Here is a 14,576-nt window from a genome sequence, read left to right as displayed (position 1 = left end):
TCTTCTTTACTTTTTCCGGCGGGTAGCCTCGGCCCGGACCGCGCCCACACCCTCCCATGACCCCCGGCGCGGGCATTCCGTGTTGGAGGCGCGATGGACGTGCTGCTCGCCGCGATACTGCGCTCGGTGTACCTGGTCGAATCGCTGCTGATGGACTCCCGGCAGATGATCGGGCTGGCCGCCGCGTTCCTGGCCGCCCTCCTGGCGGCCCAGCTCGGCTGGCATGGCACCGACCGCGTCCTCGCCTGGCGCCAGCGCTCGGAGGACTAGCGCGGCTGCCGGCGCTCGAAGGACTGGCGCGGCCGCCGGCGCGTCGCTAGCGCAGCCTCGCCCTGAGCGCGGCCGCCGCGGCGGGCCAGTCGTCGTCCGTCATCCCGTACGCGGCGGTGTCGCGGACCGACCCGTCCGCCCGGATCCGGTGCTTGCGGTGGACGCCCTCGAACGCGGCGCCGAGCCGTTCGATCGCCGCCCGCGACCGCGCGTTCCGGACGTGCGTGTGCCAGCCGACCCTGATCGCGCCCAGCTCGTCGAACGCCCGCCCGAGCAGGAGCAGCTTCGCCTCCGTGTTGACCCCCGTCCGCTGCCAGCGCGCGCCGAGCCAGGTGTGGCCGATGCACAGCCCCCGGTGGGACGGGGTGACCTCGTAGTACGACGTCGTCCCGGCGACCTCCCCGGTCGCGGTGTCGATCTGGACCCAGGGGAGCCGGACGCGGCGCTCGCAGTCGGCCAGGGCCCTGTCGACGAGCACGCCCATCTCCCCGGCCGTCGCCGGCTGTCGCTCGCTCAGCCAGGCCCACACCTCCGGGTCCTTCGACGCCTCGAACAGTCCCTCGGCGTGCGCCGGGGACAGCGGCTCCAGCCGCACGTACTGCCCGGTCAGGACGGGCCGTTCGAACCATGCGTCGCTCATGTGCACGACCGTAGAAGCCGGGGAAGGGGCACCGGCAGAGCCACTTGGCGCCGATTTCCACGTGCCACTCGACCGTTACCATGGGTTTTCACGCGACTGGCGCAGTCAAGGTGGATCACCACCGGGGAGCGAACGACAGTCCGGACACCGCGCGCCTGGGTGGACGGGACCGTGAGCCGGGCCCGGTCCCGCGGGCCCTACGGCGAGATCCACGCGGAGGAACGCATGACGGCACAGATTCTGGACGGCAAGGCCACGGCCGCCGAGATCCGCTCGAACCTCAAGGTGCGCGTCGAGGCGCTCCGCGACCGCGGCGTGTCCGTCGGGCTCGGCACGGTGCTGGTCGGCGACGACCCGGGCAGCCACTCCTACGTCAACATGAAGCACCGCGACTGCGCCGAGGTCGGCATCGAGAGCATCCGCCGAGACCTGCCCGCCACCGCCACCCAGGACGACGTGGAGCGGGCCGTCGCCGAGCTGAACGCCGACCCGGCCTGCACCGGCTACATCGTCCAGCTCCCGCTGCCGAAGGGCCTGGACGAGCAGCGCGTGCTGGAGCGCATCGACCCGGCCAAGGACGCCGACGGCCTGCACCCGACGAACCTGGGGCGGCTCGTGCTGATGCAGCCGGGCCCGCTGCCCTGCACGCCGAAGGGCATCATCGAGCTGCTGCGCCGCTTCGACGTCCCGATCAAGGGCGCCGAGGTCACCGTCGTCGGCCGCGGCATCACGGTCGGGCGGTCGCTCGGCCTGCTGCTGACCCGCCGCACCGAGAACGCCACCGTGACGCTGTGCCACACCGCCACCCGCGACCTCGCCGCGCACACCCGCAAGGCCGACATCGTCGTGGCCGCCGCCGGCGTCCCCGGCCTGATCACCGCCGACATGGTGAAGCCGGGCGCGGCCGTCCTCGACGTGGGCGTCTCCCGGGTGGACGGCAAGCTCGCCGGGGACGTCGCCGCCGACGTCCGCGACGTCGCCGGCTGGGTCGCGCCCAACCCCGGCGGCGTCGGCCCGATGACACGCGCCATGCTGCTCGCGAACGTCGTCGAGGCCGCCGAGCAGAGCCTCTGACGCACTCTCCCAGGCACCGCAAGGGCCGCCGCCCCAGCACCGAGGCGGCGGCCCTCCGCACGTTTCCCGGCCGTGGCCGCGCCGTCACCTGCGCGGCCCGGCAGGGGGTCAAGCGATCGCCCTCATAGTGCGCGCTGCCGGGAGGGCGACCGCGGGCTCAGCTCAACTGGCCCTCCGTCCCGCCGTGCTGGGCGCCGGACGGCCCGGCCCGTGGCCGTGCCCCGGCGCGCCGGGCCGGCGCGTCTCCCCGGTGGCCCGGACCCCGGGGACCCGGCCGTCCACCGGGGGGCGCCCCTGGTGCGGGACGTGCACCGGCGGCAGCGGGCGGACGAGGCCCATCGCGATGACCTCGTTGGCGAGCCGCGTGCGCCGGTTGGCGCCCTCGGGGATGCGGAACTTCTGGTAGAGGCGCAGCAGGTGCTGCTTGACGGCCGCCTCCGTGACGACCAGCTCGCCGGCGATGTCGCGCGCCGTGGCGGGGGCCACGAACGCCTCGTCGGACAGGGCGGGTCGGCACAGCGAGGTCAGCACGTCGACCTCGCGGCGGGTGAGCTCGGGCGCGACGGCGCGCCGCAGTTCGACGTCCGGGTCGACCTCCTCACGGGGGATGCCCCCCAACCGGCAGCGCGCCGTGCCGAAGCTCACGACGTCACCGTCCTCCAGCACACGGCGGGCGATCGGCCGGCCGTTGACGCGCGTCCCGTTGCGGGACAGGCCCATGTCCACCACGTAGACGTACGGACCGCGTCGGACGATTTCTGCGTGCAAACGGGACACACTCGGGTCGTCGAGGCGTACGTCGACTCCTCTCCCTCTCCCGACCGTCGTAACGTCGGGGCGCAGCGGCATCACCAGCCCGCTGTCCTCGATCCGCATGAACGGCCCCTCCACGGCAGTCCTCCCAGCTAGTTAGCGACCCCTGTCTGCCGGGTTACCCGGGCGCCGTGCCGTCACACCCTCCTACTGGCGAGTAGCACCGATGGCGCAAGGGATTCCGGCCTCTCGGGCATCACCCGGGCACCATCCGTCCCACCCCTTTTCCCCGCTTCGGACGACAAGACGGACCGTTCCACCCGGGCGGCGCCCGCGAAGGAGTCGTCGGCGGCACCGGTACGGCGTTGGTGCGGCGCCGGCGCGGTGCCGGCGCGGTGCCGTTCGGTGTCGGCGCGAAGGCGTCCAGCGGCTCACGCGGAGGCGTCCAGTGGCTTACGCGATGTCGTCCCCGGGCGCGATCGGCGATACCGTGAGGGCCATGAGCACTCAGGTGCACCGGCGCCGGCGGCGCGCGCCGCGCCGCGGGGGCGCCGCGCCGCACTGGCTGGCGCAGCTGCCGTACCTGCTCGTGCTCAGCGGGGTCGGCGCCGGCCTGACGCTGTGCGCCTTCAACTACTTCCGCAAGGGCTCCGGCCTGATGGCCTCCGCCCTGCTCATCGGCGCCCTCGCCCGGCTGCTGCTGCCCGAGTCGCAGCTCGGCCCGCTCGCCGTCCGCAGCCGCTCCGTCGACTGCTGGACGCTCGTGATCATGGGGGAGATGGTGGCGTTCGTCTCGCTGAGCGTCCCGCCGATGAACAAGACCGGCCTGTCCCTCGCGGGCGCGTTCGGCATCGTGATCGCGCTCACCGCCGCGGCCCGCGGCCTGCGCCTGCTCATCGCCGGCCGCCGCGCCGCGTCCGCCTCCGCCGCCTCCGCCGCGTCCGGCCCGCCCGGCGGTGCCCCGCCCGGGAACGGGCCGCCGTCCTGACGCGTCCTCGCAGGTGGAGGGCTGCCGAGCCAGGCCAGGTCTAGACCGCATGACCGGCTCGGCTAGCCTAGCCAGTTGAGCCTTACAAGGACTTGAGTCCTTTTCGTCCGGCGATCCCGGCGGCCCGAGACACCGCCATGCCCGCCGAGGATGGGAAGGCCTCGCCAGCTGGCCAGGTGTAGGAAAGGGACAGCAACAGCATGCCCAAGATCAAAGTAACGGGCCCGGTCGTCGAACTCGACGGCGACGAAATGACGCGGATCATCTGGAAATTCATCAAGGACCAGCTGATCCTGCCCTACCTCGATGTGGACCTGAAGTACTACGACCTGGGGATCGAGCACCGTGACGCCACGGACGACCAGGTCACCATCGACGCCGCGAACGCCATCAAGGAGCACGGCGTCGGCGTCAAGTGCGCCACCATCACCCCCGACGAGGCGCGCGTCGAGGAGTTCGGCCTGAAGAAGATGTGGCGGTCCCCGAACGGGACGATCCGCAACATCCTGGGCGGCGTGATCTTCCGCGAGCCGATCGTGGTCTCCAACATCCCGCGCCTGGTGCCCGGCTGGACCAAGCCGATCATCATCGGCCGCCACGCCCACGGCGACCAGTACAAGGCCACCGACTTCGTCGTCCCCGGCCCCGGCAAGGTGACGATCACCTACACCCCGTCCGACGAGGGCGAGCCGATGGAGTTCGAGATCGCGGACTTCCCCGGCGGCGGCGTGGCCATGGGCATGTACAACTACGACGACTCGATCCGCGACTTCGCCCGGACGAGCATGCGGTACGCGCTCAACCGCGAGATGCCGCTGTACATGTCCACGAAGAACACGATCCTCAAGGCCTACGACGGCCGGTTCAAGGACCTCTTCCAGGAGATCTACGAGACCGAGTTCAAGGCCGAGTTCGAGGCCAAGGGCCTCACCTACGAGCACCGCCTCATCGACGACATGGTCGCCGCGGCGCTCAAGTGGGAGGGCGGGTTCGTCTGGGCCGCCAAGAACTACGACGGCGACGTCCAGTCCGACACCCTCGCCCAGGGCTTCGGCTCCCTCGGCCTCATGACGTCCGTCCTCATGACCCCGGACGGCAAGACCGTCGAGGCCGAGGCCGCGCACGGCACGGTGACCCGGCACTACCGCCAGCACCAGCAGGGCAAGCCGACGTCGACCAACCCGATCGCGTCCATCTTCGCCTGGACCCGCGGCCTCGAGCACCGCGGCAAGCTCGACGGCAACAAGGAGCTCATCGGCTTCGCGCGCTCCCTCGAAGAGGTCTGCATCGAGACCGTCGAGCACGGCCAGATGACCAAGGACCTGGCCCTCCTGGTCGGGAACGACACGCCGTGGCTGACGACGCAGCAGTTCCTGGAGGCACTCGACACGAACCTCCAGAAGAAGGTCAACGTCTAGCGACCGAGTGATCGCTCTTCGTTAGACCGAGTGCGGAGTCGCTCCCCGCCCATGCGGGGATGAAGGCCGTCCCGGATCCGTCCGGGGCGGCCTTTCGCGTGGGAGGCATGCCGGGGGGTGCACCTGCGCGCCGGCGGGTAGGGGACGCGCGATAGCCTGAGGCCGGAACTATCTCGACGGCGAGAGAAACCGCGGCGGCGCGGCTTCGGCGGTCGGGTACGAAGGATGGCCGCCTGAGCCCCGTCAGGTCACTGCAGGAGAAGAAGGACAATGACGCGCACCCCAGTCACCGTCACCGTTACCGGCGCCGCGGGCCAGATCGGCTACGCGCTGCTGTTCCGCATCGCGTCCGGGCACCTCCTCGGCGCGGACGTCCCCGTCCGCCTGCGCCTGCTGGAGATCCCGCAGGCGGTGAAGGCCGCCGAGGGCACCGCGATGGAGCTGGACGACTGCGCGTTCCCGCTGCTGTCCGGCATCGACATCTTCGACGACGCGACCAAGGCGTTCGAGGGCGCGAACGTCGCCCTGCTCGTCGGCGCCCGCCCGCGCACGAAGGGCATGGAGCGCGGCGACCTGCTGGAGGCCAACGGCGGCATCTTCAAGCCGCAGGGCGAGGCCATCAACGCGGGCGCCGCCGACGACGTGAAGGTCCTGGTGGTCGGCAACCCGGCCAACACCAACGCCCTGATCGCGCAGTCGCACGCGCCGGACGTCCCCGCCGAGCGCTTCACCGCGATGACGCGCCTCGACCACAACCGCGCGCTCGCCCAGCTCTCCAAGAAGGCCGGCGTGTCCGTCGCCGACATCAAGAAGATGACGATCTGGGGCAACCACTCCGCCACCCAGTACCCGGACATCTTCCACGCCGAGATCGGCGGGAAGAACGCCGCCGCGACGGTCAATGACCAGGCGTGGCTGGAGAACGACTTCATCCCGACCGTCGCCAAGCGCGGCGCCGCGATCATCGAGGCGCGCGGCGCCTCCTCGGCGGCGTCCGCCGCGTCCGCCGCGATCGACCACGTCCACACCTGGGTGAACGGCACCGCCGACGGCGACTGGACCTCCATGGCGGTCGTGTCGGACGGCTCCTACGGCGTCCCCGAGGGCCTCATCTCGTCCTTCCCGGTCACCACCAAGGACGGCAAGTGGGAGATCGTCCAGGGCCTGGAGATCGACGACTTCTCCCGCGCCCGGATCGACGCGTCCGTCAACGAGCTCTCCGAGGAGCGCGACGCCGTCCGCAAGCTCGGCCTCATCTGACCCGACTTCACATCGACGAGCCCTGGCCGGATCCGGCCGGGGCTCGTCCCATGTGAGGACCCGATCTCTGACCGCCTCTGGGGCTTCAGCGCTGCCGAGGGCTTTGCCGGAATGGCAAGACTCCGTGCCTGATCGTGGTCGGGTTGGCAAGGCTGAAAGCGCGGTGACCGTCCGGCCGCCGCGCGTCCTCGATGAGAGGGAGTCACCATGCCGTCCACGACCGGCCGCGGTCGCCGCCGCGACACCCCGCCGCCCCGGACGGGAAGCAGCGAGGCCGAAGTCCTGCGCGGATTCCTCGACTACCTCCGCGCCTCGATCGCCGCGAAGGTCGACGGCGCTCCAGAACCGCAGGTGCGGACGGCCATGGTGCCGTCGGGGACGAACCTGATCGGCCTGCTCAACCACCTGACGTGCGTGGAGCGCTCGCTCTTCCTAGGCGACGAGGTCACCGACTGGCAGGCGACGTTCCAGACGGTTGCCGGTGTGCCCGAGGTCGTCGCCGGATACCGGGAGGCGGTCGACCGCGCGAACGATGTGCTGGACGGCTGCACCGACCTCGCGGCACCGCTCCCGCGTCCCCGACCGGGACGTCCCGCCCCGAGCGTCCGCTGGGCCCTGACCCACATGATCGAGGAGACTGGCCGCCACGCTGGCCACGCCGACATCCTCCGCGAGCTCATGGACGGCACGACGGGCCGCTGACCGAGAGCCGCCGGGCTGACATGGATGCCGGCTCATCGCCAAGCACGCCCGACTCCGGATCGCGGGTTCAGGCGATAAGGGCGGCGATGCTCCCGGTGACCAGGCCGACGATGACGATCAGCGGGCTGCCTTTGACCGCCGCGTCGAGATGGAACCGCAGATCCCGGTACTCGGCCATGCCCTCGGTGCCGGGGAGGACCAGCAGGCTGGGGCGCAGTCCGGCGAAGATGATCCAGTCGAAGACGACCAGGTCCCAGACCGCCAGCGTGGCGAAGAGCAGAGCCGCGCACAGAGCCGCTGGCAGGAAGGTCAGACCGCCGTCCAGCGCGCCGTCGAGCCCGACCATCGCCGCGATCATCAGCGGCAGTCCTGCCAAGCCCCACACGACCACGGCGAACAGAACCGCGACCCGGCGACCGCGGGCGCTCTTGGGTTTGCCGTACCGCTGCTGGATCGCCGGCGGGTAGTCGTTCAGCAGGAAGTCCCTGCTTATGGCGGACCCGGCGAAGACCGCGATGGTGAACACCACGCTGAGCGCCACGCCGTAACCCACGCCATACCCGACGACCGCCGACCACTGCATGCCGACCTCCCGGCTTAGTTCGTGATCACTTTGGCTCACCTAACCTTGGAGCGATCCTTAAAGTCAACGCTGTATGAAGTTCAGTGATCGCTACGATGACCCGGTGCCCATCTCCGACCACGCCGAGCCCGCCGAGCCGACATGGGACGAACCTGTCGCCGCCAAGTCCCGGAGACGGCCGGAGTTCCGCAAGGGTCGCCCCACGCTGACCAGGGAGAGGATCGCCCGAGCGGCCTTGGAGATCCTTGGCGAGGCGGGCCCTGCCGAGGTGACGATGCGCGCTGTCGGCGCCCGGCTGCAGGTGTCGCCGCGCGCGCTCTACAACTACGTCGCCGACCGCCGTGACCTGCTCGGGGAAATGGTGGCCGTGTGCCAGAGCGACCGTCCGCAGTCGCGCCTAGACCCCGACCGGTGGGCCGAGAGCCTGCGGGCCTACTGCCGGGAGTTGCGAACGTGGTACCGCGCTCACCCGGGCATGCTGGCGCTCGCCCGCGCCGAGGACCTCACCCCGTTCGCTTCGTCCGACATGCTGCAGGCCGACGACCATGTGGTGGGCTTCTTTCTCGACCTGGGCCTCTCACCGCAGGACGCCTACCGGGCCTGGTCCATCACTGTGCTCCAAGTGGCCGGATTCGCCGAGATCTGGGACGCCTGGCACGACCGGCCGCCGCCCGGCCTGAACCCGGGAGCTTGGTCCGGCGTGCCGGCCGGCGCGCAGCCCGCAGCCCTCCCGCACTTGCGGCACCTGGCGTCCGAGTCCGCGCACGAACCCCCCGACGCACTGTTCGAGTCGGTCCTGACCATGCTGATCGCCGGTATACGCGCCATGCTGTGACGTTGCGCGGTCATCGGAGATCGCGTGTCTCGTCTCGGAGCAGAACGAGAACCTCCCGGCCCGAATCGCCAGGCCAGTCCCAGCCTCTGGGGGAGATGGAAATACGGCTCGCACGCGCCCAGTCACACCGGATGGTTCTGGCGCGTGGCTTATCCGCTAAGCGCAGACGGCACCGCGCCCCGCTCCACGCAGTTGAACGAGACCTCGATGAGCAGTCCATCCAGGACGGGCAAGATGCAGGTCCCGCAACGCTATGGAAGAATGCTCACGGAAGTGCAACGGCAAGGGCGGTAGGCATCGCAGCCTCTGCCTGCCTCGAATGACTCTAAGAGTTGCACCCATATTCGGCGGGAAGAGGTCATCGCCGTTCACAGTCGACCGTTGGCGACAGGACGTAGCAAGCTTCACTTCACGCTGGATTTCGTCGACGTTAGACGCCGAAGGTCGTGGCCATCGATCAAGGTTTGGACGACTCGGTCTCTTCTGATGCCGGGAATTGTGGTGGGGGCGGCGCTGCGTACGGGGCCGCCCCTCCAAAGTCAAGGGCGCCTTCGGCGTCGCTTCGCGATGGGACTCCGTCCCACCCTTGACTTCGGAGCCTCTACGGCCCCTGAGTGCAGCTTTCGTCGGGCAGGCTCCGCCTGCCCTCTGCCCGACGCGCCGCCCCCACCCCAACCAGAAACGCACACGACAACAAGACGGACACCCAATTCGAAATGCCCGAAATGAACCTTTCGTGAAATCGGGTGCGCGATGATCAAGGAAGCCAAAAAGAATCATGGTCGAATTTCGACTCGAAAGGACGAAGTAGCGTCCGGCCGGATATCATAAGGGTATGAGTTCAATCGCGGTCGACCTCGACGCCGCGTCCACCATGGAATTGGTGAACGCGGCATCAGCGATCGCCGCCGAACTCGCCACCCGCACCGCACCCGAATCAGCGGCGGCGTGCATGGAACTCACCGAAACCCTCGCCACCGCCACCGACCTAAATGAAGCCGCCCTCGCAGGATTCATCGGCGCCGTCGACCGATCCCGCGAAGTGCAGCGGTGGGGATACCCCTCCACCCGCTCCTGGCTGCGGTCCCGCCTCGGGATGCGCGAATCCCGCGCCAAGGAACGCCTCACCCTGGCCCGCCAGCGCCACCGCCTGCCCGAGATGACCGAGCGGTGGACCACTGGCCACCTCTCCCACGGCTACGCCGCCACCATCGCCGACGCAGTCACCCGACTCGACGACGATGACTGCCCCGCGGCCGAGAGCATCCTGCTGGGCATGGTCGACCACGGCTTCTCCGCCGGAAAGGTCGCCAGCTTCGCCAAGCGGATCCGAGACGTCATCGCCGAACGCGACGGCACCGAACAAGCCCCCGAGGACGCCCAACGCGGTTATGAGCGGTCATGGATCGACTCGACGCGTTCGCTGGACGGCGGCCGCTACATCAAGGGCTGGCTGAACGCCGAAGACGCCGCCATCTGGGACGGCACCCTGGGCCCGCTGGCCAAACCCGCCGGAACCGACGACCACCGCGACCTGTCCGAACGCACCGCCGCCGCGCTGACCACGGTGCTGTCGGGCGGGCACAAGGCCACCAAGGTCACCGTCATCTGCGACCTGGACACCCTCACCGGCGGCACCACCCCGGCACGCCTCACCGACGGCACCCCCATCCCCGCCGCCCAAGCCCGCCGCATCGCGCTCAACGCAGGGGTGTCTCCGCTCCTACTCGGCGGCGGCAACACCCCGCTCTACCTGGGCCACCGGGTCCGGTTCGCCACCGGCGCACAACGCCAGGTCCTGGAGACCATGTACTCCACCTGCGCGGTCCAGGGCTGCGAGGTGCCCGGGACGCTGTGCGAGGTCGACCACGTCAACGGCTGGGCCCTCGGACGAAGTCCCACCGACATCGACAAACTCGCACTCACCTGCGGATGGCACAACCGCTACAAACACACCCACCCCGACCACCTCCACATCACCAAGAACCCGGACGGCCGCTACACCTACCGCCTCCACCCACCGGGGATTGGAACCCTCCCCGAACCCGGCCGCCCACCACCTTGGGCACAAGCCGCATGATCGGCAGGCCCGCGCCTGCCGTCCCACCAACACAGGCCCGGCCCCACCTGCCTCAGCCTGATCGCCTACCACCCTGGCCTTAGGCCGCATGACCACACACCCCACCCCCAGCCTGCCCGTCTCGTCGGCGCGGGTCTGGGGGGCCGTGGGCTAAGCCTGACCAAGCCTGACCACCTACCGTGCAGGCACAAGGCCGCGTGACCGCAGGCGCGCGCTCGCACCCGACCGCTCCACCCCACGCGCACCCGACAGCCTCCGGCCCGACCGCCCGCAGGGCTGGTCTTGGGCCGCATGGTGGGCAGGCCCACGCTCTGAGCCCGGCCGCCACACCAGCAAGGGCCGAGGCCATCCGCCGTGCTGGGCCAACACCGTGTGATCGGCGGCGCGCCCGGCCCGTTCCACCAAGACGTGTTGGGTGGCGTCCACCCGGGCTGGCCAACTGCCGCGCGCCGGTTTCAAGGTTGGGTGACTGCAAGGGCCGCCTCTGCAGCTGGCTGCTGCACCCACACGTGGGCACGAAGGCACTCTTGCCCCGATCGCCCGCAGTGCTGGTCTTGGGTCGGACGGTGGGCAGGCCCACGTTCTGAACTCGGCCGCCGCACCAACAGGCCGGGGGCCGTCCGCCGTGCTGGCCCGACGCCGTGTGGACGGCGGCGCGCCCGGCCCATCCACCAACACGGACCGGGGGCCGTCTGCCGTGCTGGGCCAACGTCGTCTCTGTTGCATGCTGCTGCACCCACATGTGGGCCCGAGGGCACACTCGTCGGCATCGCCCGCATGCTGGTCTTGGGAGTGCATGGTGGGCAGGGCCACGCTCTGAGCCCGGCTGTTGCACCAGCACGGGCCGAGGGCTGTCCGCCGCGCTAGGTGTACTTGGCCATGATCTTGGTGATACCCGACCGGTAGGTGTTTGATCAGCAAGAAGACCTCCGGGCGTGGTGGAGTTTGCAGGCTTCACCAGCACCCGGAGGTCTCAGTGAGCCGCGCTAACGCCCGGCTGAGGTTCCACGGCAGATGTCTGCTGGTTCGCCGTGTCGTGTTCAATGGCCGCCCGGTCGCGCGCGTCGCGGCCGAGCCGGGAGTGTCGCGGTAGTGCGCGTACCGGTGGGTGGGCCGATACCGGCGTCAGGGATGGGACGGGCTGGCCGGCCGACGGGCGCAGCGGCCCCCGCACGTCCCCGTCCAAGACTGCGGCCCAGACCGAGGAGAGGGTGCTGGCGGCCCGCCGTGAACTGCGGCCCGGACCACATCGCGGCGGCCACCGGGGCGCCGGCCCGCACCGCGACCCGGATCCTGCGCCGTCACCGCGTCCCAGTGCCGGCCGCCTGCGACCCGGTCACCGGGCACCAGAACCGCGCGACCCGCCACAGTGACCGCCGCTACGAACACCCCGAGCCGAGCGCGATGATCCACCTCGACGTCAAGAAGCCCGGCCGGATCCCCGACGGCGGCGGCCGGCGGGTGCACGGCCGCAGTGAGGCCGTCCGCGGCCGCGGTATCGGCTACGACCACGCCCACACCGCCATCGACGACCACACCCGGCTGGCCTACGCGCAGGTGCTGCCCGATGAGAAGAGCACCACCTGCGCGGCGTTCCCGACCCGGGCGGCGGCGTTCTTCACCGCCCACGGCATCACCCGCATCCACCGGGCGCCGACCGACAACCCCCCCGCAACCACCGCACCTCGGCCGCCTTCCAACAGGCCTGCGCCGAACCGGGCGCCCGGCAGAAGTTCACCCGCCCCCGCTGCCCGTGGACCCACGGAAAGGCCGAACGCCTCAACCGCACCCTGGCCACCGAAATGGCCTACCAGCGCCCCTACACCAACAACGACCAGCCCACCCGCACCCTGCCCGCCTGGCTCAAGCACGACAACACCCAACACCCCCACCCGACCCCGGGCGGCAAACCACCCATCACCCGACTGCCACCAAGATCATGACCGAGTACACCTAGCGCAAAGCCGTATGGTCAGCGGCGTGCCCAGCGCGCTCCCCTAAGAAGGACTGGTTGCGTCCCCCTGGGACGCCCCCGCAGCCGCCCGCGGGCCCGCGCGCCCGCTGGTATGGCTGCTGTCGCGCTCCGCCGATCTCGTCGTGCGGCTGTCGGGCGGCGACCCGCGCGCGCTGTGCGAGGAGATCACCGCCGAGCGGATGAGGCTGGCCGGCTGCCGCGCGCCGGTTCAAGGTTGCGTGACTGCAGGGCCGCCTCTTCGGTTGACTGCTACGCCCGCACGTGGGCTCGAAGGCGCACTCGCCGAGATCGCGCGCAGTGCTGGTCTCGGGCCGCATGGTGCGCGGGAACAGGCTCTGAGACCGGCCGTCCTACCAACATGGGCCGGTGGCCGTCTGCCGAGCGGGGCCAACGCGTGTGCTTGGCGGCACGCCCGGCGCGTTCCACTAAGACGGGCCCTGAGTCATCGACCCGGGGTGGCCGGATGCTGCGCGCCGATTCACTGTTGCGTGATTGCAGATCCGTCTTTGTGGCCGACTGCTGCACCTACCCGTGGGCCCGAGGGCACACTCGCCGTGATCGCCCACAGTGCTGGTCTTGGGGCCGCATGGTGGGCAGGTCCACGCCTGAGCCCGGCTGTCGCACCAGCACGGGCCGGGGACTGTCCGCCGCACTAGGGCAAAGCCGTGTGGTCGGCGGCGTACCCGGCGCGTTCCTCTAGGACGGGCTGTGAGCTGTCGACCTGGGGTGGCCGATTGCCGCGCGTCGGTTCACGGTTGCGTGGCAGCCTCGTCTCTATGCCGGATGCTGCACCCGCATGTGGGACCGAAGGCGCACTCGCCGCGATCGCCTGCAGTGCTGGTTTTGGGGCGCTGATGGGCAGGTTCACGCCCTAAATCCGGCCGTCCCATCAACAAGGGCCGGGGGCTGTCCGTCGCGCTGGGCCGACGACCTGTGATCGGCGGCGTGCCCTGCTCGTCCCATCAGCATGGGCCGGGGCCGTCTGCCGCGCTGAGCCAGCGCTGTGTGGTCGGCGGCGTTGCTGGCGCGTTCCGCTCAGACGGGCTGGGGGCCGTCCAGCCGTGCTGGTCGGGTGCCGCGTGCCGGTTCATGGTTGTGTGGCTTAGGCCCCGTCTCTGTTGGTGGGTGCTGCGCCTGCATGTGGGGCCGGAGGCAGGCTCGCCGCGATCGGCCGCAGGGCAGGGCCACGTCATGGGCTCTGACGTTCTCGGCGTCGTTGTGGAGGGTCTTGGGCTGGGTGGAGGGGCGGTTGTAGGTGGCGTGATGGTGTGGTTTGTCGGCTCAGGTGTTTGTGCGTGCGGGTTTTTGTGTTGGGCGGGGGTGCTTGGGTGGGGAGCCGATGGCGATTGAGAGGACGAGGGTCAGGGCGGCGGCTGCTGTTATCTGGAGTTCGCCGACTGTGGACATGTCCTTCTTGGGGCCGCTGATCGGGGGGAAGCGCCCCTGCGGGTCGAGGACGACCGGGATGGTGTCGCCGACCGTGTGGCCTTCGCAGTTTGTGGCCAGTTCGCGGGTGAGCGGGGTGCCGTCGGGGTGGCGGAGTGTGCAGTGGTGTTGCGGTTTGCCCTTGGTGCCGCCGGTTGTCCAGGTCTTGGCCACGATCACGTCGGCGTCGGTGCCTACCAGGGTCATTGTGACGTCTCGGGCGGCGATGACGCCTACGGCGTTGAGGGTGAGGAGGGCCAGGTAGCCGAGGGAGAGGGGCACGATCTTGAAGCGGAGCGGGCGCCGTGTGTCGTACAGCAGGCCGAGGGCCACGGCCGTGCAGATGCAGCCGACGATGGCGGCCAGTGCGGCGGACGCCATGCCCCAGCGCAGGTAGGCGGCCGAGGCCAGGGTCAGGAAGAGGAGGGCTATGGCCAGCGTTCGGGCCCCGCGCCAGAGGGCGGAAACGGCGGCGGGCAATGCGTCCTCCAGGGTGCGGTGTGCTGATCGCACCGTAGCGGGCGCAAATCATCCGGAGGCGTCGGTATCGGTCGCTAGGGTGTGATCGCTCGG

Annotated in this window: 12 protein-coding genes, 1 pseudogene and 1 riboswitch; of the genes and pseudogenes, 9 read left to right on the top strand and 4 right to left on the bottom strand. The window is 70.3% G+C overall.

Annotated elements, in window-relative coordinates:
- The first annotated feature begins 93 nt into the window (after positions 1-93).
- Positions 94-270, top strand: coding sequence for a hypothetical protein (locus ACGFI1_RS20840; RefSeq protein ID WP_171069281.1), 177 nt, complete (start codon positions 94-96; stop codon positions 268-270).
- Between the two features lie 46 nt (positions 271-316).
- On the opposite strand, the gene ACGFI1_RS20835 is transcribed toward ACGFI1_RS20840, so the two are convergent.
- Positions 317-910, bottom strand: a complete 594-nt coding sequence (locus tag ACGFI1_RS20835) for a GNAT family N-acetyltransferase (protein ID WP_392732592.1) — start codon at positions 908-910, stop codon at positions 317-319.
- An 82-nt stretch (positions 911-992) separates the two neighbouring features.
- Positions 993-1,078, top strand: a riboswitch (ZMP/ZTP riboswitch).
- A 57-nt stretch (positions 1,079-1,135) separates the two neighbouring features.
- On the opposite strand from ACGFI1_RS20835, the gene ACGFI1_RS20830 reads away from it, so the two are divergent.
- Positions 1,136-1,984, top strand: a complete 849-nt coding sequence (locus tag ACGFI1_RS20830) for a bifunctional methylenetetrahydrofolate dehydrogenase/methenyltetrahydrofolate cyclohydrolase (protein ID WP_138639643.1) — start codon at positions 1,136-1,138, stop codon at positions 1,982-1,984.
- 162 nt (positions 1,985-2,146) lie between these two features.
- Here the strand turns inward: ACGFI1_RS20830 and ACGFI1_RS20825 are convergent, their stop codons facing one another.
- Positions 2,147-2,875: an FHA domain-containing protein gene (locus tag ACGFI1_RS20825; RefSeq protein WP_138639642.1), complete on the bottom strand. Its 729-nt coding sequence runs from the start codon at positions 2,873-2,875 to the stop codon at positions 2,147-2,149.
- Between the two features lie 361 nt (positions 2,876-3,236).
- Between ACGFI1_RS20825 and ACGFI1_RS20820 the strand changes: the two genes are divergently transcribed.
- The 4 genes from ACGFI1_RS20820 (at position 3,237) to ACGFI1_RS20805 (ending at position 7,105) form a co-directional block, all read left to right on the top strand.
- Positions 3,237-3,725 carry a DUF3017 domain-containing protein gene (locus ACGFI1_RS20820; protein WP_392787161.1) on the top strand — a complete coding sequence of 163 codons (489 nt, stop codon included), beginning with the start codon at positions 3,237-3,239 and terminating at the stop codon, positions 3,723-3,725.
- Positions 3,726-3,925: 200 nt separating this feature from the next.
- Positions 3,926-5,143, top strand: coding sequence for an NADP-dependent isocitrate dehydrogenase (locus tag ACGFI1_RS20815; protein ID WP_138639640.1), 1,218 nt, complete (start codon positions 3,926-3,928; stop codon positions 5,141-5,143).
- A 270-nt stretch (positions 5,144-5,413) separates the two neighbouring features.
- Positions 5,414-6,403: a malate dehydrogenase gene (locus tag ACGFI1_RS20810; RefSeq protein ID WP_138639639.1), complete on the top strand. Its 990-nt coding sequence runs from the start codon at positions 5,414-5,416 to the stop codon at positions 6,401-6,403.
- Positions 6,404-6,610: 207 nt separating this feature from the next.
- Positions 6,611-7,105 carry a DinB family protein gene (locus tag ACGFI1_RS20805; RefSeq protein ID WP_392787159.1) on the top strand — a complete coding sequence of 165 codons (495 nt, stop codon included), beginning with the start codon at positions 6,611-6,613 and terminating at the stop codon, positions 7,103-7,105.
- Between the two features lie 67 nt (positions 7,106-7,172).
- On the opposite strand, the gene ACGFI1_RS20800 is transcribed toward ACGFI1_RS20805, so the two are convergent.
- Entirely contained in the window at positions 7,173-7,727 is a 555-nt protein-coding gene (locus ACGFI1_RS20800) for a hypothetical protein (RefSeq protein WP_392787157.1), read from the bottom strand.
- Positions 7,728-7,791: 64 nt separating this feature from the next.
- Here ACGFI1_RS20800 and ACGFI1_RS20795 point away from each other — a divergent pair, with 64 nt between their 5' ends.
- The 3 genes and pseudogenes from ACGFI1_RS20795 to ACGFI1_RS20785 all read left to right on the top strand — a co-directional run bounded on the left by ACGFI1_RS20795 (position 7,792) and on the right by ACGFI1_RS20785 (position 12,546).
- Positions 7,792-8,523: a TetR/AcrR family transcriptional regulator gene (locus tag ACGFI1_RS20795; RefSeq protein WP_392787154.1), complete on the top strand. Its 732-nt coding sequence runs from the start codon at positions 7,792-7,794 to the stop codon at positions 8,521-8,523.
- 835 nt (positions 8,524-9,358) lie between these two features.
- On the top strand, positions 9,359-10,603 hold the full coding sequence (locus tag ACGFI1_RS20790; RefSeq protein ID WP_392787153.1) for an HNH endonuclease signature motif containing protein: 1,245 nt from the start codon (positions 9,359-9,361) through the stop codon (positions 10,601-10,603).
- Between the two features lie 976 nt (positions 10,604-11,579).
- A pseudogene (locus tag ACGFI1_RS20785) lies at positions 11,580-12,546 on the top strand (IS481 family transposase).
- A gap of 1,313 nt (positions 12,547-13,859) precedes the next feature.
- Here ACGFI1_RS20785 and ACGFI1_RS20780 read toward each other — a convergent pair.
- Positions 13,860-14,516 carry a hypothetical protein gene (locus tag ACGFI1_RS20780; protein ID WP_392787152.1) on the bottom strand — a complete coding sequence of 219 codons (657 nt, stop codon included), beginning with the start codon at positions 14,514-14,516 and terminating at the stop codon, positions 13,860-13,862.
- Between the last annotated feature and the right edge of the window lie 60 nt (positions 14,517-14,576).

The organism is Actinomadura geliboluensis (assembly GCF_043197915.1).
GTDB lineage: Bacteria > Actinomycetota > Actinomycetes > Streptosporangiales > Streptosporangiaceae > Spirillospora > Spirillospora geliboluensis.
This window is presented reverse-complemented; position numbering and strand designations above follow the sequence as displayed.

Bases quoted from the DNA above. Each gene is read 5' to 3' on its own strand.
- ACGFI1_RS20840 (WP_171069281.1), top strand. From the start codon at position 94: ATGGACGTGCTGCTCGCCGCGATACTGCGCTCGGTGTACCTGGTCGAA.
- ACGFI1_RS20835 (WP_392732592.1), bottom strand. From the start codon at position 910: ATGAGCGACGCATGGTTCGAACGGCCCGTCCTGACCGGGCAGTACGTG.
- ACGFI1_RS20830 (WP_138639643.1), top strand. From the start codon at position 1,136: ATGACGGCACAGATTCTGGACGGCAAGGCCACGGCCGCCGAGATCCGC.
- ACGFI1_RS20820 (WP_392787161.1), top strand. From the start codon at position 3,237: ATGAGCACTCAGGTGCACCGGCGCCGGCGGCGCGCGCCGCGCCGCGGG.
- ACGFI1_RS20815 (WP_138639640.1), top strand. From the start codon at position 3,926: ATGCCCAAGATCAAAGTAACGGGCCCGGTCGTCGAACTCGACGGCGAC.
- ACGFI1_RS20810 (WP_138639639.1), top strand. From the start codon at position 5,414: ATGACGCGCACCCCAGTCACCGTCACCGTTACCGGCGCCGCGGGCCAG.
- ACGFI1_RS20805 (WP_392787159.1), top strand. From the start codon at position 6,611: ATGCCGTCCACGACCGGCCGCGGTCGCCGCCGCGACACCCCGCCGCCC.
- ACGFI1_RS20790 (WP_392787153.1), top strand. From the start codon at position 9,359: ATGAGTTCAATCGCGGTCGACCTCGACGCCGCGTCCACCATGGAATTG.